The organism is Desulfobacteraceae bacterium (assembly GCA_022340425.1).
In the GTDB taxonomy this organism is placed as follows: domain Bacteria; phylum Desulfobacterota; class Desulfobacteria; order Desulfobacterales; family JAABRJ01; genus JAABRJ01.
Map to the genome: position 1 here is coordinate 1 of JAJDNY010000082.1, position 19,024 is coordinate 19,024.

17 protein-coding genes are annotated in these 19,024 nt (G+C 60.3%); 13 read left to right on the plus strand and 4 right to left on the minus strand.

Annotated elements, in window-relative coordinates; translation table 11 throughout:
* The 8 genes from LJE63_07530 to LJE63_07565 all read left to right on the plus strand — a co-directional run.
* Positions 1-804 (plus strand): hypothetical protein (locus LJE63_07530; protein ID MCG6906459.1); only part of this gene is annotated, 804 nt, incomplete at its 5' end.
* Entirely contained in the window at positions 686-1,282 is a 597-nt protein-coding gene (locus LJE63_07535) for an IS1595 family transposase (protein ID MCG6906460.1), read from the plus strand. The genes LJE63_07530 and LJE63_07535, both read left to right, overlap by 119 nt.
* Before the next feature lie 340 nt (positions 1,283-1,622).
* Positions 1,623-3,086 (plus strand): HAMP domain-containing protein, encoded by a 1,464-nt coding sequence (locus tag LJE63_07540; protein MCG6906461.1) that lies wholly within the window; start codon positions 1,623-1,625, stop codon positions 3,084-3,086.
* Positions 3,083-4,447 (plus strand): sigma-54 dependent transcriptional regulator, encoded by a 1,365-nt coding sequence (locus LJE63_07545; GenBank protein MCG6906462.1) that lies wholly within the window; start codon positions 3,083-3,085, stop codon positions 4,445-4,447. The genes LJE63_07540 and LJE63_07545 overlap by 4 nt, the downstream gene beginning before the upstream one ends.
* 286 nt (positions 4,448-4,733) lie before the next feature.
* Complete coding sequence (locus LJE63_07550; GenBank protein MCG6906463.1) at positions 4,734-5,204, plus strand: response regulator; 471 nt, start codon at positions 4,734-4,736, stop codon at positions 5,202-5,204.
* A 116-nt stretch (positions 5,205-5,320) separates the two neighbouring features.
* Positions 5,321-6,397, plus strand: a complete 1,077-nt coding sequence (locus LJE63_07555; GenBank protein ID MCG6906464.1) for a hypothetical protein — start codon at positions 5,321-5,323, stop codon at positions 6,395-6,397.
* A gap of 221 nt (positions 6,398-6,618) precedes the next feature.
* On the plus strand, positions 6,619-6,756 hold the full coding sequence (locus tag LJE63_07560) for a hypothetical protein (GenBank protein ID MCG6906465.1): 138 nt from the start codon (positions 6,619-6,621) through the stop codon (positions 6,754-6,756).
* Between the two features lie 42 nt (positions 6,757-6,798).
* Positions 6,799-6,966 carry a hypothetical protein gene (locus tag LJE63_07565; protein ID MCG6906466.1) on the plus strand — a complete coding sequence of 56 codons (168 nt, stop codon included), beginning with the start codon at positions 6,799-6,801 and terminating at the stop codon, positions 6,964-6,966.
* Between the two features lie 447 nt (positions 6,967-7,413).
* Here the strand turns inward: LJE63_07565 and LJE63_07570 are convergent, their stop codons facing one another.
* Both LJE63_07570 and LJE63_07575 read right to left on the minus strand, forming a co-directional pair.
* The gene (locus tag LJE63_07570; GenBank protein ID MCG6906467.1) at positions 7,414-7,836 is read right to left on the minus strand and encodes a tyrosine-type recombinase/integrase; all 423 of its coding nucleotides are present in this window, start codon (positions 7,834-7,836) and stop codon (positions 7,414-7,416) included.
* Between the two features lie 326 nt (positions 7,837-8,162).
* Positions 8,163-8,564 (minus strand): thiamine pyrophosphate-dependent enzyme, encoded by a 402-nt coding sequence (locus tag LJE63_07575; GenBank protein ID MCG6906468.1) that lies wholly within the window; start codon positions 8,562-8,564, stop codon positions 8,163-8,165.
* On the opposite strand from LJE63_07575, the gene LJE63_07580 reads away from it, so the two are divergent.
* On the plus strand, positions 8,563-9,702 hold the full coding sequence (locus LJE63_07580) for an MFS transporter (GenBank protein MCG6906469.1): 1,140 nt from the start codon (positions 8,563-8,565) through the stop codon (positions 9,700-9,702). The genes LJE63_07575 and LJE63_07580 overlap by 2 nt on opposite strands.
* A 240-nt stretch (positions 9,703-9,942) precedes the next feature.
* On the opposite strand, the gene LJE63_07585 is transcribed toward LJE63_07580, so the two are convergent.
* Together LJE63_07585 and LJE63_07590 are read right to left on the minus strand one after the other, a co-directional pair.
* Entirely contained in the window at positions 9,943-11,340 is a 1,398-nt protein-coding gene (locus tag LJE63_07585) for a sigma-54 dependent transcriptional regulator (protein ID MCG6906470.1), read from the minus strand.
* On the minus strand, positions 11,337-12,839 hold the full coding sequence (locus LJE63_07590) for a HAMP domain-containing protein (GenBank protein MCG6906471.1): 1,503 nt from the start codon (positions 12,837-12,839) through the stop codon (positions 11,337-11,339). Before LJE63_07590 ends, LJE63_07585 begins: the two co-directional genes overlap by 4 nt.
* A gap of 231 nt (positions 12,840-13,070) precedes the next feature.
* Here LJE63_07590 and LJE63_07595 point away from each other — a divergent pair, with 231 nt between their 5' ends.
* From LJE63_07595 to LJE63_07610, 4 genes are all read left to right on the plus strand, one after another.
* Complete coding sequence (locus LJE63_07595) at positions 13,071-13,466, plus strand: cupredoxin domain-containing protein (GenBank protein ID MCG6906472.1); 396 nt, start codon at positions 13,071-13,073, stop codon at positions 13,464-13,466.
* A gap of 15 nt (positions 13,467-13,481) precedes the next feature.
* Positions 13,482-14,906, plus strand: coding sequence for a TolC family protein (locus LJE63_07600; GenBank protein MCG6906473.1), 1,425 nt, complete (start codon positions 13,482-13,484; stop codon positions 14,904-14,906).
* Positions 14,890-16,785 (plus strand): efflux RND transporter periplasmic adaptor subunit, encoded by a 1,896-nt coding sequence (locus tag LJE63_07605; GenBank protein MCG6906474.1) that lies wholly within the window; start codon positions 14,890-14,892, stop codon positions 16,783-16,785. The genes LJE63_07600 and LJE63_07605 overlap by 17 nt, the downstream gene beginning before the upstream one ends.
* Positions 16,782-19,024, plus strand: a 2,243-nt coding sequence (locus LJE63_07610) for an efflux RND transporter permease subunit (protein MCG6906475.1), incomplete at its 3' end; no start/stop codon positions are given. The genes LJE63_07605 and LJE63_07610, both read left to right, overlap by 4 nt.

A 19,024-nucleotide genomic window follows, 5' to 3' on the forward strand; every position in this document is an offset into this window, starting at 1 on the left:
CAAGAGATGGTATCGGGCGGCGAACAAGATCAACTGCGGCGGCTGCGCGAGGAGAACGCCCGCCTCAAGGAACTGCTGACCCATCACGGTATCGCCTGGGAAGAACCGACCGCCACTGCCCCCGTTCCTGCCCCAACGGAATCGGCACCAGCTCCAACTCATTTTACCACCGACGACAAGATTGCCCTGTTCCGCAGCCTGTTCCGTGGACGTGAAGATGTCTATCCGCAGCGCTGGAAGTCTGCCAAGGGCACATCTGGCTACTCACCGGCCTGCGGCAATGAGTGGAAACCCGGCGTCTGCCACAAGCCCCGGGTGAAATGCGGCGACTGCAACCAGCGACAGCTCCTGCCGGTGACCGATCAGGTGATTTACGACCATTTGGCCGGGAAACAGACCATCGGCGTCTATCCACTCCTGATCGACGACAGTTGCTACTTTCTGGCGGCCGATTTCGATGAGGCCGACTGGCGGGAGGATGCCAAGGCTTTCATGCAATCCTGCCGTGAACTTGGCATTCCGGCGGCGCTGGAGATTTCCCGCTCCGGCAACGGTGCTCACGCCTGGATCTTTTTTGCCGAGGCGGCTCCGGCCCGCGAGGCCCGGCAGCTTGGGGCAGCACTGATCAGTCAAACCTGCGACCGCACCCGGCAATTATCACTCGCCAGCTTCGACCGCCGCGGCTTTGACCGGCATTGTCGAACTGGACGAAAAATACATTGGCGGCAAACCGCGCTATCAGGAAGGCGTTGTTCACAAACGCGGCAGAGGAACCCGCAAACAATGGGTGCTGGTTGCCGTTGAGCGCAACGGCCCGGTGCGGTCGGCACCAGTTCCAAGCGACAGTATCCCCAACCTGTCGCCCATCGTTGATCGGTTCGTCGATAAACGGGCTCATCTTAAAACCGATGAGTTGCAAGCGTATAAACGAATCGGCGAAGGGTACGCTTCTCATGTGTGGGTGAATCACCAGCGCAAGGAATACCCACGTGGCGAAATCCACAACAACACAGCCGAATCTTATAACGCGATACTTGAGCGGGCCAGGCAAGGTATCTTTCATTATTTGAGCAAAAAGCATCTGTCCTGCTACTTGCATGAAATCGGTTTCCGTTGGAATCAGCGGGAACTAGTGCTGAAAACGAATGAGAAAAGTGAACTGAAACTGGTGATGAAACGATTGCCAGTCATGGCAAGGCTCAGATCGTTGTTGGCCCATGCTCCAGGTCGCCAGCTTCGAAGATCTATTAATGGTGGAATCTATTGCTCGGAGCCAACTTAAAACGCTTTAGCCTTATTCTTGGTTATAGATCCGAAAAATAAGCACTTTCGGACTTCCAAGCGGTTGTCTTCTGATTCGATATGTTTTAGACGGAAAAGAGCATGTGCCGACGGCAGACACCTTTCTTGAAGACCACATGCGGACTAACGCAATTATTGCACCTGAGGCCGAAGAAAGCATTAAAATGATTAGGAAAGGCTGCCGTAAAAAATAATCAAATGGATAGAATCACTCGTCAAAACACGAAAGATTTATTATAATATAGAATGTTGTTTACAAATGATCCGGGATCTGGCGACCCGGGTGCTCCGGAAGGGGCGCTAGGCATGAGATTTTCACTATGAAACTATTCTACAAAGTCTATCTTCTCTTGATCCTGGTGTTGATTCTGATCCTGGCCAGCGCTGAATACATCAGCTATCGCCGAGAACTCGCCCTGTTCAACACGGACATGGAAGATGACGCGCTCCTGCTGGGAAAAGCGCTGTCCGGCATGGCTGAACACGCCTTGAAGGATGCCGGGGAGCCGGTCGCGGTTCAACTCATCCGCGACGCCAATTCAAAGGAGGGCGCCGTCGCCATCCGCTGGGTGGATCTCGACAGATCATCGGGTCGGTTCGCCCCGGCGGCGGATCCCGAAAAACTGGCGGCGGTTCGTCGCGGCAACGCCGCATCCATGGTGGTGAAGAAAACCGGCGGCGATGCCTTCCGGTTGACCTATGTACCCATTTCGTCAGACTCGCGGCCACGGTTCGCCATCGAATTGTCCGAATCCCTGGCCATAATGAAACGCTACACGCGCAATTCGCTCCTGCACCTGACCGTCACGGGCATGGTCCTGTTCCTGACGTCGGGCGGGATTCTTTGGTTCTCTTTTAAATGGTGGATTCATCGGCCACTGCTTCGCTTTATCGACAAATCCCGCAGGATCGGGGCGGGCGACCTGTCCCAGGACCTGGTCGTGGAGGGCCAAGACGAGTTCGCCGAACTCGCCAAAACCCTGAACGCCATGTGCCGGGACCTCGAGGCCGGTCGGAACGCCCTCATTGTCGAAAATCAGCGCCGAATCCAGGCCCTCGAGCAGTTGCGTCACGCCGAGCGGCTGGCCACCCTGGGCCGGCTGTCGGCCGGCATGGCCCATGAACTGGGGACCCCGCTCAACGTCATATCCGGCCGCGCCAAGCTGATCCGCGCCAATGATCTTCCGGCGGACGACATTGTTGATTGCGCCCGCATCATCGGAGAGCAGACGGAGCGTATTACCAAAATCATACAAGGGCTTCTGGATTTCTCCCGAAGAAAAAAACCCCGTTGCTCCCGCCAGGACATGGAAACCCTGGTCCGGCAGGTTCTCGACATGCTCGCCCAGCCGGCCCGAAAGGCCAAGGTATCGTTCAACCTCATCCAAAACAGCGACATCCCGGCGGTTTCCATCGATCCCATACAGGTTCAGCAGGTGATCACGAACCTGGTCATGAACGGCATCCAGGCCATGGACGGCGGCGGACGCCTCGATGTCGCCCTGACCGTCGGGCGGAAACCGCGCCCGGATGGAACCCGGTCGGAAGCGCGATGCCTGATGATCGCCGTCAAGGATGAAGGCCCAGGCATCCCCCCGGATCGCCGGGCCCACCTGTTCGAGCCGTTTTATACCACAAAGGAAGTGGGCGCCGGTACGGGGTTGGGGCTGTCCATCGCCTATGGCATCATAGAGGAGCACGGCGGCTGGATCGACGTCGAGAGCGAACCGGGCGAAGGGGCGTGCTTCACGGTGCATCTGCCCCTGGAGGCGGAGACAACATGAAAGGAAACGTGCTGATCGTCGACGACGACCGGGCCATGTTGGACCTGCTCGATTTCGATTTGGGCCGTCGCGGGTTCACCGTTCAGTGGCGAGACCGGGCGGAAGATGCCTTTGCAAAGGTGAAAGAGGCGGATTTCGACGTCGTGCTCGCCGACATCCACCTGCCGGGGATGACCGGCATCGAATTGTGCGAGCGGATCGCGGCGAACCGTCCGGACATCCCCGTCATCACCATCACCGCCTTCGGCAGCCTCGACAGCGCCATCGCGTCGATTCGGGCCGGCGCCTATGATTTCGTGACAAAACCCATCGACCTGGACATCCTGGAAGCGGCCCTCAACCGGGCCGTCTCCCACCGCGCCCTCCGGGAAAAAGTGAAGCGCCTGAAAGGGGAAGCCGCCCGCGCCCGGCGGTTCGACGATCTCATCGGCGACAGCACGCCCATGAAAGCATTGTTTTCCCAGATCGTCCGCGTGGCGGGGACCGACATTTCCGTCCTCATCACCGGCGAGAGCGGGGCCGGCAAGGAACTGATCGCCCGGAACCTGCACCGGCACAGCAAACGCCGCGATGCGCCGTTCATTCCCGTCAACTGTTCGGCCCTGCCGGAACCGCTTTTGGAAAGCGAACTTTTCGGTCACAAACGCGGCGCCTTCACCGACGCCAAAACCGACCGGAAGGGGCTGTTCCAGGAGGCGGAAAAGGGGACCCTGTTCCTGGACGAAATCGGCGAGCTGCCCATGATGCTCCAGCCCAAGCTGCTGCGCGCCATCGAAGAACGCTGCATCCGACCGGTGGGCAGCGACGCCGAGATCGCCGTGGACGTGCGCATCCTGGCCGCGACCAACATCGATCTCGAATCGGCGGTGGAGGCCGGGAAATTCCGCGAAGACCTGTTCTATCGCCTCAACGTCATGCAGATGGCCGCGCCCCCGCTGCGGAGCCGGGGCGCCGACATTCTGGCCCTGGCCGGGCATTTCATCCAACGCTTCGCGGATCGGTTCGACAAGCGGGTGACCGGCGTGTCGGAAAACGCGGCCCAGAAGCTGCTCGATTATGCCTGGCCCGGGAACGTACGGGAACTGCGCAACGCCATGGAACGGGCCGTGGCCCTGACGCGATTTGAAAAGATCGCCGTGGACGACCTCCCCCCGAAAATCCAAGCCTACAGCACCGACCATTTCTTTATCGGCGGCCACGACCCCCACGAATTCCTGCCCATGGAAGAAGTCGAACGCCGGTATATCCTCCACGTGCTGAAAGCGGTCGAGGGCAACCGGACGACGGCGGCGCGAATATTGAAAATCGACCGGAAAACCCTCTACCGGAAGCTCCAGCTGTACGGCGTTCAAGACTTGTAACCAGCCCAGATGGCCGTTCCTTATCATCTTCTTGGGCCGATGAATGCCGCGGAGCGGCAACGGCGTATGGCTTGGGTTTTCAACCCCATTTCCGCAGCGTTCAAGACCTGTGATTTGAGATGATGGGGCATTTTGCCCCGGACGGGCGAAACGCCACATCCCCCCCTCGTTCCCCAACCCCATAACACCCTGTTATTCTTAAATCTTCAATCTGGCATAAGTATTGTACAGAATTTCAGGCAAAAAGATTCGTCGCGAATCGACCCACACAAAGGAGGACGCCATAATGACCGTGGCAATGAACACAACTCTTCATGCGGACGTTTATTTCAATGATGTCGCACCCGATGCGGAACCAGCGAGGCGGTATCGCATTCTGCTGGCGGAGGACGACAAGGAGATGCGGACCTTGTTGGCGCTTTCGCTGAAGCGAGCCGGCTATGATGTGGTTAAGTGCTCGGACGGTGTCGACATGCTGACCCATTTGGCTGCCTTTCTGCTGCCCTACGAACCGGTCCACGAATCCTTCGACCTGATCATTTCCGACATCCGGATGCCCGGCGTTACTGGCATGGAAGTCCTTCAGGGCCAACCCAAACGAGCGAATTTCCCCCCCATGATCCTGATCACCGCCTTTGGCGACGACGAAACCCATGCCCAGGCCGCCGAATGCGGCGTCGCGGCCATGTTCGACAAGCCTTTCGATGTGGATGAACTGCTGGAAAAAGTGAATGCCATTCTGCTGTGCAGGGAATGAAACGCGAGGACCCCGGCGCCGACGGAACTGTGGAATAGGAGAGGAGGTGATGTGAAAAGCATCAGAGACCGTAAACGGCGAGTCATTCTTGTAGGTTAGTAACGGGAATAGTGAGAATGACGATGAAAAGAAAGGAGGAAAGTAAAGTGAAAACGATTCATGCTGTTTTTCTCAATCGGACCGGCAAAATTCTCATCGGCGCGTTTTCGGCGATCGCCCTGGTTCTTTTGGTCGGCGCGACGGTCGGGGCAACTGGCCAGACCGGCCATGCGGCGACAGCAACGGTCCAGAAAGACGCGTCCCAGACGATGATCGGCAGCGGGAACCGCTACAAGACAACGGTCGAGCGGCACACCGAAGGAACTCTGTCTTCCGACGACCTGCACCAGGCATCCCTGCTGACCTCGCGGATCGTCAATCACCTGAACGAGGCGGCCAACGATCTTCTCGATGGAAATCCCAACGGGTCCAAATCGAACATCGAGAACGCCCGTAAGCTGATCAAGGTGGTTCGAAACCTGCTCCCCGTCACCACCGTGACCACGGTCGTCAAGGATGCCAACGGGAAAGAAGTCTACCAGGACATCGACCGGGTGCAGGATGACCGGATCCCGCTGTATGAAGAAATGGTTTCCATGGAAGTCGTCCAGCCCATCCTCGACGCCAAGGGAAAAGCGGCTGAACTCAAAGGCCTTAAGCTTGAAGACGCCGACATCATCCACACGTCGGTGCTGGCCGATCTGAACTACATCGAACGGAAATTGAACCGCGCCATGGCCCTGTTGGACAAGCCGGAAGATGCGCTGATGCAGCTCGTGCTCGCCCAGACCCAAGGCATCGAATTCGTGGTGAACGAGAACGACAATTCGCTGGTCCAGGCACAGCAAGCCCTGAAACTGGCGGAGCGAATGGTCCAAGACGGGAATACCGAAGCCGCCCGGCAAAATCTGAAATTGGCCCAGATTCACCTGGGGATGTACCGCGAACTGATGGGCAAGGACGCGGTCGTCACTAAGGATGTGAAGCAGCTTGAAGACGACATCGCCGCCCTGAAGCCCAAGAGCCTGGGAAAGGAGACAGCCGGCATTATTGACGGGTTCTGGGAACGGACCGTGAAATTGTTCCATCAAGAACCCGGCCAGGCCCATTTGGTGAACAAGGTATCAGAAGGTCCCGCATCAAAAAACAGTTGACGATGAAAAACAGGGGCTGAACACGGCATGGGAAAGACCGGGGATTAGGAGGCCCCTGGTCTTTCGACGTGTCGAAATTCGAGCTTTTTGATCTAACAGCGGATGGATGCTTTTACATGCATCCGGAAGGCGACCGACATGTCAGAGCGAGAACCTGTAAACAAATACGTGGCCGTCATCATTGTGTTATCGCTGGTCTGCGTCTTCCAGGCGGCGGTCATTTGGATGTATGCGCCAAAGGTTCCGACGGCGGCAGGGTCTTCGACGATATCGACTCATTTTCCACCTTTTTGGACCGGAAATTGAAAACCGATAAGTACGAAAACCGCGATATGTTCGATCGCTTTTTCGACGACTAGTTCTTTTCAGGGGGAAAAGACCCCTTTGAAGAAATGGAACAGATGCGCCAGCGGTTGCAAGACCGGATGGATGAAAACATCCGAAATCGGTTCGATCATTCCTGGCATGAATGGTTCGGCGACCGGTTTTCCGACGATGCAGACGACGTCAAGGTCCATATGGACGAATCAAAGGATGAATATGTCTACCGGCTGGACTTCCCAACCTGAAGGACAACGAATTCAACATCAACATCGACGAGAACGGCATCAACATCGAGGGGGATTTTTCCCAGCGGGTGGAGAAAAAAGACCCGAAGGGGAATGTGATCGCCAAACATGAGGTTATATGAATAGCCACGCAATTATGCTCTGGCTATCCCATAGAAACAGCAGCCTCAAGAATTTGGTATAGCTTGCCAAAAGCTGGAAATTAAGGCCGGCAAAGGAGCCATCAAAATATTGTGGTCTAAGAAATTGAAGGAAATTTGTGATTAAAACAAGATTCTTTGACACCCGTTGCTGTTATATATGGATGAATTCAGGTGGGTGCAATCCCATTCTGACAGCTAATGAGCTTGTGGCCTCCATGTGGCCCCCCTTGCTTTAAACCCGCGCCAGCCGTGGGGGCACTTGGGTTCGACTCTCGCCGCCGCCACCATTATTTGGAAAAAAAATTCAACGATTAAAGGGGATTACCTGGGCGAGGTGATCCCCTTCGTCATTTTGTGGTAAATTCGGGGTAACTCGAACCAGGTTCCTTTGGAACTTTTCCGCCAACGCGCTGCCGTCGGTGTGGGTCAGATTTTGAATGAAGCGGTAGTAGCGCTCCTGGATCATCTTCAGATAGGCATGCCCCATCATTTGCTGCACCCACCCCATGTTTTCCCCGCCCGAGAGCATCAGGGTCGCAAAGGAGTGCCGGGTGTGGTACATCAACCGGTACTCCAGTTCCGCACGCTTCAGCCCCGGTGTCCAGGTGGTCTTTTGGAGGGTCTCGCAGTCTACCGGTTTGCCGTCGTTGTTGAGAAACACATAAGGGGACTTCGTGGGATTCTGCCGCCGCTGTTCCCGGAGCGCCTCCTCGACCACCGGCAGCATGTCGATATCCCGTTAGGATTCCTTGGTTTTGGGACGACCCTCGATCCCCATCACCCGGGAGACCACGATCGAGATGGTCTTTCGCTCCCAGTCCACAGCGCGCCACTTGAGCACCGTCTGTTCGCCCAGCCGCATCCCGGTTATGGTGAATTTGGTGTAACCCTGCGGACGCCAAAGAGGTTGCGCTGGGGTTACAGGCGTTCGTGATACCTGGATTTCATGCCCCTTGATGGCTCCACGGGTCATTAGGGTTCCCTTGCCCGTCATAGAGGTTTTTGATGAAGACATCCCCTGACTTGCTCGATTGGGTGCCTCCTTCTCCGGCATCAGCCAATCACCGGCTCGAACAGGCTGGGACCGTGTTCGGCAAGTGCGCGTTTAAGCGCACCGGCGAATTCGCCGTCAGTGCCCACCCTGCAAGCCGGCACGCCGAAGACCCTGGCCAGCGCCACCCAGTCGATCACCGGGCGTGTGAGATCGGTGAGCGTTAGCGCCTTGGGTCCGGGCTGCGCGATACCGGCACGGGTAAGCTCGGTCTGCAGGATGCGGTAGCGGCGGTTTGCGCACACCACGACGGTTACGTCCGCGCTCTCGCGGATCATCGACCGGACGCCTGCAAGGTGTAAAAGCCGCTTTCTTCGGCCTGGAATGCGATGACGCGCCGGGCCGGCAGAACCGCACAACTTCCAACTGTCCCGAAGGGCTATTTCCCCGGGGAATAACTCCATGAAAAAGCCTGGATTGCCGACCGTGTTGTTCACGGCAGCCTTTTGCATGATGGCGGGGGTCGGGGCCATCGTTTCGATTCTGCCCCGCCGCATCCTGGATCTTTCCACCGACGGGATTTCTCTTGGGCTGTTGAGCACCAGTTTTGCCGTCGCCTATCTTGCCGCTCAACTGCCGGTGGGTTACCTCGCAGACCGTTTCGGTGCCAGTGCCTTTCTGGTGGGAGGCTATCTGGTCTGTGCCGCCGCCGGTCTGATCTTCTACCTTGCCCCCAATGCAACCGTTATACTGGTCGCCCGCATCGTTCAAGGAATTGGCGAGGCACCGGTTTGGGCACTGGGTCCGGCCTTGCTCTCGGTGCATCATGATGACCGGCGGGCATTGGCCATGGGCCATTACAACGCGGCGATCCATATCGGTTTGACTGTCGGGCCGGTGATCGGCTATCTGGCCCGGGGAAACATGGCTTTCAGCGTTTACGCGGGGCTTTGTATCGCCGGTGCCGCGATTCTTTACTGGGGTATTGCCGACACAGGCAAGACCCCTGCAATAGTCGGACAACAGATTAGGCCATCGGATGTCGCCCGGCTTCTGGGCATGCCGGGGGTGGGCAACGCCCTGTGGGGCATCCTGCTCTGGGGAGGCGCCTATGGGATGTTTCTTACCGTCATTCCGGGGTTTCTCATCGTTTACCACGGGGCTCCGGCAAGCCTGACCACGTTGTTTTTTGTAATCTTCTACCTGATGATCAGCCTGTCCCAGCTTATCTTCGGCCCGTTGGTGGACGGCCTGGGCCGGCGACGGGTGATGCGCCTGGGGCTTGCGGCCGGTGCCGTCGGTATTGGCATCTTCCCCTATGTCGGCCTTTACGGCGCCATGGGACTGCTCACCCTGGCGGCTTTTGGCCTGGGCGCGTTTTACCTGGCCTCCATGGCTCGGCTAAATGATGCGGCCCCGGTTGAATTGAAGGGCAGCATCTCCGGAGCCTACTATTTAGCCTGGGGCATTGGGATGAGCGTTGCGGCCGTGGCCGTGGAGGGAATATCGTTGCACCTGCACCCCAGCGCCGGCTTCGTCGCCTTTGCCGTCCTTCTGGGCGTGCAGGCGAGCGTGGTCGGACTGAAGTGGCGCCAAACTTGACGGTTCCGCAGAAAGTCCGCTTTCTGCGTTGCGCTGCATCTCGAAGTCGCTGCGGCGCACCTAAGTAAGCCTCACGCCGCTGAGATTTGCACGGGGGTGGTGGCTCCAAGGGACATTCACCATTCATCCCGAAATCACTACAAGCTGTGGTACTTCTGTTATTGCCGATCGATCGCGCTCTTCTTCACGCTTCTGATCGCCGGCAGAGGGCTGGCGCCCTGGCGGTGCCACCAGCACCCATCAGCGTTCCGACTTGAAGTCTTCCGATCGGACACCGTAACGCTTGAGAAGGCGGTGAAGACTCTCCCGTTCCATCGCGGCACGCTCTGCCGCACGCGTGACGTTTCCCTCGAACTCCCGCAACAACGCGGCAAGGTAGTCGCGTGTGAAACGTTTTTTGGCCGTGTCCAGGGCCTCCCGGTACGGCAGCTTGACGAGAGTTTCGATGGGCAGGTTCTCTCTTCGATTCTCCTGGAGATCCTCCGGTAGATCGCGGGCATCGATCTCCGTTCCGGTGGCCACAACCACCGCTCGCTCCACGGCGTGCTCCAGCTCACGGACGTTCCCCGGCCAGGCATACCCGGTCAGGGCCCTCAGCGCGTCGGGCGTCAAGCCGGCCAGGGTCCGCTGGAAGGCCCGTTCATACTTTGCGAGGAAGTGCGCCGCGAGCAGCGGGATGTCGTCACGGCGTTCCCTGAGCGACGGCATCCGGATGGGAAACACATTCAACCGGTAGAAGAGGTCCTCCCGGAAGCGTCCCGCCTGTAACTCGGCCTTCAGATCGCGGCAAGTCGCCGCGATGACCCGCACGTCGATGGTCGTGGCCGTGTTGTCTCCAACGCGGCGGATTTCCTTCTCCTGCAAAGTGCGGTTCAGCTTCACCTGAACGGCGAGGGGCAGCTCGCCGACCTCGTCAAGGAAGACTGTTCCGCCGTCAGCTTCCTCGAACAAACCCGGTTTGGCGCCGGTCGCCCCCGTGAAGGAGCCCCGAGCGTGGCCGAACAACTCACTCTCGACCAGCCCCGTTGGCAGGGCGCCGCAGTTCACCGGAACGAAGCGGCGATCTTTCCTTGCGCTCTGGTAATGAATGGCGCGAGCGGCGAGCTCCTTGCCGGTGCCGGTCTCCCCGGTCAAGAGGACGGTGATGTCGAGGCCGGCCGCCTGTTCGAAGAGCCGAAAGACATCCTGCATTGCGCGGCTCTTGCCGACGATGTTCTGAAAGGAGTGGTGGGCCTGAAGCTCCCTGCGCAGGCTGGTCGCCTGCTCCTTCAGCCGCTTTCGCTCCAGGGCGCGGGCAAGGGTCAGGACAGCCGCATCCGGGTCGAATGGCTTCTGGAGGTAGTCGTACGCACCCAGCTTCATTGCCGCCACGGCATCGCCGACAGAGGCGTAGGCCGTCATCATCACGACCTCGGTGTCCGGCTGCCGTCGCTTCACGGCTTTAAGAACCTCCAAACCGCTGGCCCCGGGCATTTTGACATCGGTCACGACGACGTCGAAGTCTTGTTCCTCAACGAGAAAAAGCGCGCGGCCGCCATCCGCTGCCGTGGTGAGCTCGTATTCGTCGCCGAGGATCTTGGCAAACAGCTTGAGCATGTTCTCCTTGTCGTCGACGACCAGAATGCGCGCACGACTCATGTTGCCCCCCTCTCTGAGGCCCTCGGAAGGCGCAGCACGACCCTGGCTCCGCGCCCCGGGGCATCGACGAGGAGATCGCCCCCATGCGCCAGCGCGATGGCGCGCGACACGGCCAGACCGAGACCGGTGCCGCGCGGCTTCGTGGTGAAGAAGGGCTCGAACAGATGCTCGCGGACGTCGGCGGGGAAACCCGGCCCGTTGTCGCTGACAGCCAGTTCGGTCTGTCCTTCACCATCGGTGATCCGCACCTCGACCCGGCCGCCCGGGCCGACGGCCTCGACGGCGTTCTTCACGAGGTTGAAAACAACCTGGCGCAGCTTGAGCACGTCGCCCTGCGCGGAGGCTTCTCCATCAACAGAGATCCCAACCCCCTGCGTCTGATCCGATTCCGACAACTTCGCCGCCACGTCCTCGGCGAGTTCGCGCAAATCCACCGGGCAGACTCCGGGCTTCGGCGGGCGGGAAAGATCCAACAGTCCGTCGACGATCTCTTTGCACCGCAGGGTTTCGGTCTCGATGACCGCCAGATCCTCGCGGAGGTCGCCCTCGGCCTTCTTGCCGAGCACCCGCACGTAGCCGAGGATGACCCCAAGCGGGTTGTTGATCTCATGGGCCAAGCCGGCCGCCAGTCTACCGATGCCGGCCAGCTTCTCCTGGAGGAAAAGCCGGTGCTGGTGCTCCTTCACCGAAGCCGCCATGGCGTTGAACTGCTCGGCGAGGGCGCCGAACTCGTCCATGCATTGGATCTCGATCCTTGTGTCGAGATCGCCCGTGCCAATTCTCTCCGCACCGGCCTTCAGCTCTGCAAGCGGACGCGCGACCGAGCGACCGATGACTGTGCCCGCTCCTGCCGCGAGCGCGGGGGCGACGAGCAAAAAAAACAACGCCCAGATGAGGGTGCGGCGTTGAATCCTGGTGACCAACACCTGAAGCTCGGTCACCGACTCGGAGAAACGGCCGGCCAGGAAGGCCGCGTTATCCTGTGCGACCGCCACGCTGCTCAACACCTGTCCGTGTTCCTCCCGGACCTCGTCGTGCTGGCCTGCCAGCACACGGGGTAGGATCCGGTTCCGATAAGCCGAATCCAATTCGTTCAGTGCCCCCTCGATTCGTGCGGTCCACTGTCGCTCGTCGGGTCTGGTCGAAAAGCCGTGCATCTGGTAAACAAGAGCTTGCGCGTGATCGCGCGCACTCTCGTAGAATTTCACGTGGCTGTCGTCGCCGATAATGATCGTGTGGGCGAGGTGGGCATACTGGTCGCGCACCGCGCTGGCAAGCTCAAGCGCCAGTTGCAACCCCTCGACCCGCTCGCGGGCCCCCGTTACCTCGTTGCGGATCTGCACGAGGCCATGGAGCGCCAAACCCGAGGCCAGCGCGTAAATCAAGATGATCGCGGCGAAAGCCACGAAGAGGCGACGTCCGGTCCCCGACCATAAAATCTTCCTGGCCGCGGCTCCGATCCCGGTTTCTCTTCTCTTCAAGGGAGTGTCGTAAGCCAAATGCCACCTCCTCGGGGACACCGCCCTGGGACGTTTGGCGCCCACCCGCAGAGTAACTCTATCGGTTACACCGTAACTCATCGAACCGTTATTTCAACCCTTCCCGAAGGGTGGTCAATGCTGTTGGCAATGTCAACAGCCTGAAAGATAGAACTTTTTTGGCGTTGTGGGCGCTTGGCACGGATGCTGCTGAAAACATTAAATAACAGTTCAAACAGGAGGTACCGACCATTGAAGACCGCAACTATCGCCATCATCGCCTCGTTGGCCGCAATCTTTCTGGCCCTCCCGGCCTGTGCGAAGGACCGGGACGCGGCACCGGCATCTATGCATTCCCAGTACAAAGCCGCCGAGACGGGTCACGAGCAGGTCGTCGAGCTCTGGGTGACCTCGGACGGGTTCGTCCCCGCCTCTTTTAAAGTCCGCGCCGGGCACCCGGTGAAGCTCGTCGTCACCCGCCAGGTGGAGCGGACTTGCGCGACCGACATCGTCATCAAAGACCTCAAGATCTCCGCTCCGTTGCCTCTTAACGAAGCGGTGGAGCTCACTTTCACGCCGACCAAACCCGGCAAGATCAGGTTCGCCTGCTCCATGAACCACATCTCCGGCGAGATCCTTGTCGAGTAGCCGATGAGGATTGGCATGCGTCTTGGACCTTCAGTTGCGAGCACCATAGCCATCGTCGCGCTGACTGGAATTCAGGTTGGCTGCGTGGGAAAATACGAGCCCGCAGTCCGCCACGACCTCTCAGCGGTACGCGAAGATTACGCCCTTCTCGGGAAAGAGGTACCTTGGGATGAGGACCCCCGCGGAGACGCTCTGCGTTCGCGCGTTGAAGCGGGCCTCGCCGGTTATCTTCGTATTGCCCTTGAACGAAATCCGGAGATCCGCGCAGGTTTCGAGCGCTGGCAGGCCAGCGTCCATCGTATCTCGCGATCCCGACGTTTGCCGGAGCCGACCATCGGGTTCGGCTACTTCGTTGAGTCAGTTGAGACGCGCGTGGGGCCGCAGCAAGCCCGCATCAGCTTGCAACAGGCGTTTCCTTGGCCCACGAAATTGACCGCGGGCACTGATGCCGCATCGGCGCAAGCCAGAGCGATGCAACGGCGCTTCGAAGCGCAGGCACTCCTCGTCGCTCAGCGAGTTGCCACAGCCTATTGGAACCTCTGGCAGGTGCGGGCCACGAAAGCCATCCGCCGCGAGCACCTCGAAGTGATTCGAGGCTTGTCGGCGTCCGTTCGCGCGCGTATCTCCACCGGCACCGCCATCCTGGCCGACCTGCAGCAGATCGACCTTGCGGCGGCGGGCATCGAAGACAACATCCGCGGGATGGAGGAGGCTGAACGTGGCGCCGAGGCGCAGCTTCGCGCTGCCATCGGTGTTGCCTCGGCATTCCCGGTCCCCACACCCCAGGAGCCCGGCCGCGCCGACATGCCGGTGGCGTCTTCGGCAGCGCTTGCATCCTTGATACACACGCACCCCATGGTCGAAAGCTTGGGCTTCCTGGCCGAAGCCTCGGAAGCGACGGCGCGCGCCGAAGGCGCTGATAAATTCCCGAGCTTCACCGTGGGCACGGACTGGATTATCACCGACGAAGCAGCCACGCCCGGTGTGAAAGACAGCGGGCAAGACGCCGTCATCATAGGCGCGGGCATACGCGTACCCCTCTGGCAGGGCAGCTATGCCGATAGCGTGGCTGCAGCCGAAGCGGATTCCCGTGCCCAACTCGCTGAACAGAGAGCGCTGCTCGACAGGGTCGAGGCCGAGCTGACCACAACGCTTGCGAATCTGAGGGACGCAACCCGGCGGGTGGAGATCTACCGAGGGACACTCGTACCCCAGGCGGAAGCAGCCTACGAGTCAGTTCTCGGCGCTTACACGGTAGGGCGCGGAACAGTCGCCCAATTATTGTTGGCGCAGCGCGATCTGCTGCAGCAACGGATCGAGCTCGAACGCGCCCGAGCCGACCATGCGCGCAAATGGGCCCGCCTCGAAGAACTCGTCGGTCGGGAGCTCGCTCGCGAGCCCAAACCGTCTCCCGGAGAGAAAGATGACCCCCACGGATAAAAGTGGTTGGTTCCCGAAGCTGCGGCGGCAAGCCCGATTGCACGCAGGAAAGGCGTTGCTGCTGTTCATCGGCTTCGTCATGGGCGCGTCGATCTTCGCGCTGAGGTCCTGCGGCGCGCCTTATGAACACGCGGCGCAGGTTCAGGCACCGGAGCAGGGAAAGGAGACGATTTGGACGTGCGCGATGCATCCACAAATCCGGCAACCCGAGCCTGGCCAGTGCCCGATTTGCGGGATGGATCTGATTCCGGTTCACGCGCGCGACGATCAAGGCGGTGCAAGCGACTCCGACCGGGTCGTGCTGTCGGAACGTGCGCGCGCTCTCGCGAAACTCAGGACCGCGCCGGTCCACCGCCAATCCGACCCGTCGGCAAAACTTCGATTGCTCGGGCGCGTCGAGCCCAACGAGACCACCCTCAAGACGGTGACCGCCTGGACCGACGGACGTATCGATCGCCTTGAGGTGAACGTCACGGGGGAACGCGTTCGGGCGGGGCAAGTGGTCGCTACGCTTTTCAGTCCCGAAATCTTCTCCGCGCACCAGGACTTGTTTGTCGCCAAGCAGCAGGTCGAGCGCATGCAAAAGAGCCCGCAAGCCTCCCGCCAGGCGGCAAGCGCGGCACTGGACGCGGTCCGGGAACGTCTTCGTCTGCTCGGGGTGCCGGATGACGAACTCGCACGCATGGAGCAACAACAGCGGCCGACCCGCGCTGCGGCGATTCGCACCCCTTATACGGGAACCGTGATCGAGCGGCTCGCGACGGAGGGCGCGTACGTCTCAACCGGGACACCCCTCTACCGCATCGCCAACCTGAGTACGCTTTGGGTGCAGCTCGATGCCTACGAAACCGATCTGCCCCACCTCTCGGTGGGCCAGGCGGTACGGTTTGCGGTGGAGGCGCTCCCGGGTGAGGAGTTCGAGGGGGAGGTGACCTTCATCGATCCGACGCTCGATGTACGGCTCCGCACCGCCCGGGTTCGCGTGCAGGTCGAAAACCGAGATGGCCGGCTGCGGCCAGGCATGTTCGCCGAAGCGATGGTCACGCGAGAACACCGGGGCGATCAAGGTCCCCTGGTCGTCCCCGCGACTGCGCCCCTGTTCACGGGCCGCCGAGCAATTGTCTATGTTGAGATCGATACCGACGGTGGCGTGGCGTACGAGCCGCGTACGGTGCGGCTTGGGCCGCGCTTGGGTGAGGTCTACGCAGTCGTAGCCGGCCTCGCTGAAGGAGACCGGGTGGTGACCCGGGGCGCGTTCGCGCTCGATGCCGACCTTCAGATTCGCGGTGGCGCCAGCATGATGACGGCCGGCGACGACCGCGAGGAAGGCTTGTGGGACGGTGTGATCGACCTGTCTCCGGAGAAAAGGAAAGGGCTGGCACCCGTTGTGTCTTCATATCTCAGTGTCCAGCTCGCTCTGGCTGACGATGATCTCGCTCGTGCAAAGGAAGCAGCGACGATGCTGGCGGATGCCGTGCAGCGGATCAAACTGGAACAACCGCAAGGGGCACACACTATTTGGTCCGAGATCGCCGGGGAATTACGGGGGCATGCCCGCCATGTGGCCATGGCCGACGATCTCCAAAACGCCCGACAGGGCTTCGAGCCTCTCAGCAAGGCCGTCATCCAGCTGCTGGTGCGGTTCGGCAACCCCCTCGATCATCCGCTTAGATTGGCTTTCTGCCCGATGGCTTTCGGAAACAAGGGAGCCCTGTGGGTGCAGCAAAGCGCCGACATCGCCAATGCATATTTCGGCGCATCGATGTTGACCTGCGGCGAGGTGCGCCAGGAAGTGGCGCCCGGCGGTTTCTTGAAACCCCCCGCTGACGCCGCCTCCGGCGAGCGTCGCGCGGCACCAGCGGCAGGACACCAACATTGACCACGCACACGAATAAAACCGACCATCGACCACGCGGCGCCTGGGATGCGCTGATCGGTTGGTTTGTCGACAACAAGCTGATCGCCCTTCTGCTGGCGGCCATGCTTATCGGAGGCGGCCTCTATGTCGCCCCGTTCTCTTTCGAGAGCGGGTTTCTGCCGCGTGATCCGGTCCCCGTTGATGCCATCCCGGACATCGGCGAGAATCAGCAGATCGTGTTCACCGAGTGGCCGGGTCGATCGCCGCGGGACATCGAAGACCAGATCACCTACCCGCTTACGACGGCGCTCATGGGGATCCCCGGAGTGCGTACCGTCCGCAGCTCCTCGATGTTCGGGTTCTCCAGCATCTACGTGATCTTCAACGATGATGTGGAGTTCTACTGGTCGCGTTCGCGTGTTTTGGAGAAGCTGTCCTCGCTGCCTCCGGGCACGGTGCCGGACGGTCTTACGCCGACCCTGGGGCCTGACGCCACCGCGCTGGGGCAAATCTTTTGGTACACCCTCGAAGGGCGAGATCCACAGGGGCGAACCGTCGGCGGCTGGGACCCGGACGAGCTTCGCAGCATCCAGGACTGGACGGTGCGATACGCGCTGCAGTCGGTTGAAGGCGTCAGTGAAGTCGCGTCCATCGGCGGATTCGTGCGGGAGTACCAGGTCGACGTCGATCCCGAAGCGATGCGGGCGCACGGCGTCAGCCTCACCCAGGTCGTAAATGCGGTCCGCAACAGCAATCTTGACGTCGGCGCGCGCACACTCGAGATCAACAGCGTCGAGTATGTCGTGCGAGGCCTCGGGTTCGTCAAGGACATCGAGGACCTGGAGGCGACGGTCGTTGTCGCCCGCGAGAACACCCCCATCCGCATCAGGGATTTGGGCCATGTCGCCCATGGCCCGGGATTGCGTCGCGGCGCCCTCGACGATGAGGGCGCCCCCGCAGTGGGCGGCGTTGTGGTCGCCCGCTACATGGAGAACCCCCTGGCTGTCATCTCCGCTGTGAAGGAGAAGATCGCGCAGATCCAGCCCGGGCTTCCCAGACGGATGCTCGAAGATGGCACGACAAGCCAGGTCACCCTCGTTCCATTCTACGATCGCACCACACTGATCCAAGAGACCCTTGGGACCCTATCGACCGCGCTCTACCAGCAGATTCTGATCACCATCATCGTGGTGCTGATCATGCTGCGGAACCTCCGCAGTTCGGTGTTGATCTCCTCGATGTTGCCCCTGGGCGTGCTTGCGGCCTTCGTGTTGATGAAGGTTACGGGCGTGGACGCCAACATCATGGCTCTCGGCGGCATTGCTATCGCCATCGGCACGATGGTCGACATCGGGATCGTGTTCGTCGAAAACATCAACCAGCATATGGATCAAGCCCCGCCCGCCGCACCGCGCGCCGCGGTGGTGCGCCGGGCTGCAGCGGAGGTCGCGCCGGCGGTCATGACCTCCGTTCTGACCACCGTCGTCAGCTTTTTGCCGGTCTTCGGTTTGTCATCGACGGAGCTGCGGCTGTTTGCGCCGCTGGCGTTCACCAAGACCTTTGCGATGACGGGTGCCTTGCTTTTCGCACTGCTTGTGCTTCCCGGCGCCGCACTCATCGTTTTTCGCAAACGCCCTGAAGCGCCGAGGATCCCAGCCACTGGCCCGCGGAGGATCGCGCTTTCGATGCTGCGCGTGGAGCACATGCGTGATTGGCTCTTTTTCGGCCTCGGTATATTGCTTCTTCGTCACAGCCTGCTCGGTGGTCTTCTCGTCATGTTTCTCGGCGCCTATCGCCTCGCCCGGCCGCTCCTTTCAACGACGTTAAACAAGCGCATGACACTCGCCGAGAATGTCGTTGCGATTGTGACGGTAACGCTTCTCCTGACCGAAGACTGGCTTCCCCTGGGAAGGGGTACGGGAATTCTCGTCAACCTCCTGTTCGTCGGCGTGCTGATCGCAACCGTGATGGGCGCCTTCCGCCTCTTCGAGTCGCTCTACCCCAGGCTTCTTCGCGGGATCCTGCGGCGCAAGCTGCTGTTTCTGCTCTTTCCTGCGGGGATCTTGCTCTTCGGCACCACGGCCTGGCTGGGTTTCGAGACGGTGTTCGGCTTCCTTCCCCAGAGCGTGCGCCTAAGTCGCCCCGTTTCCACGGTTGCTCACGCGTTTCCCGGATTCGGACGGGAGTACATGCCGCCTTTCGACGAGGGATCGTACCTCTACATGCCGACGACCATGCCGCATGCCTCAATCGGGGAAGT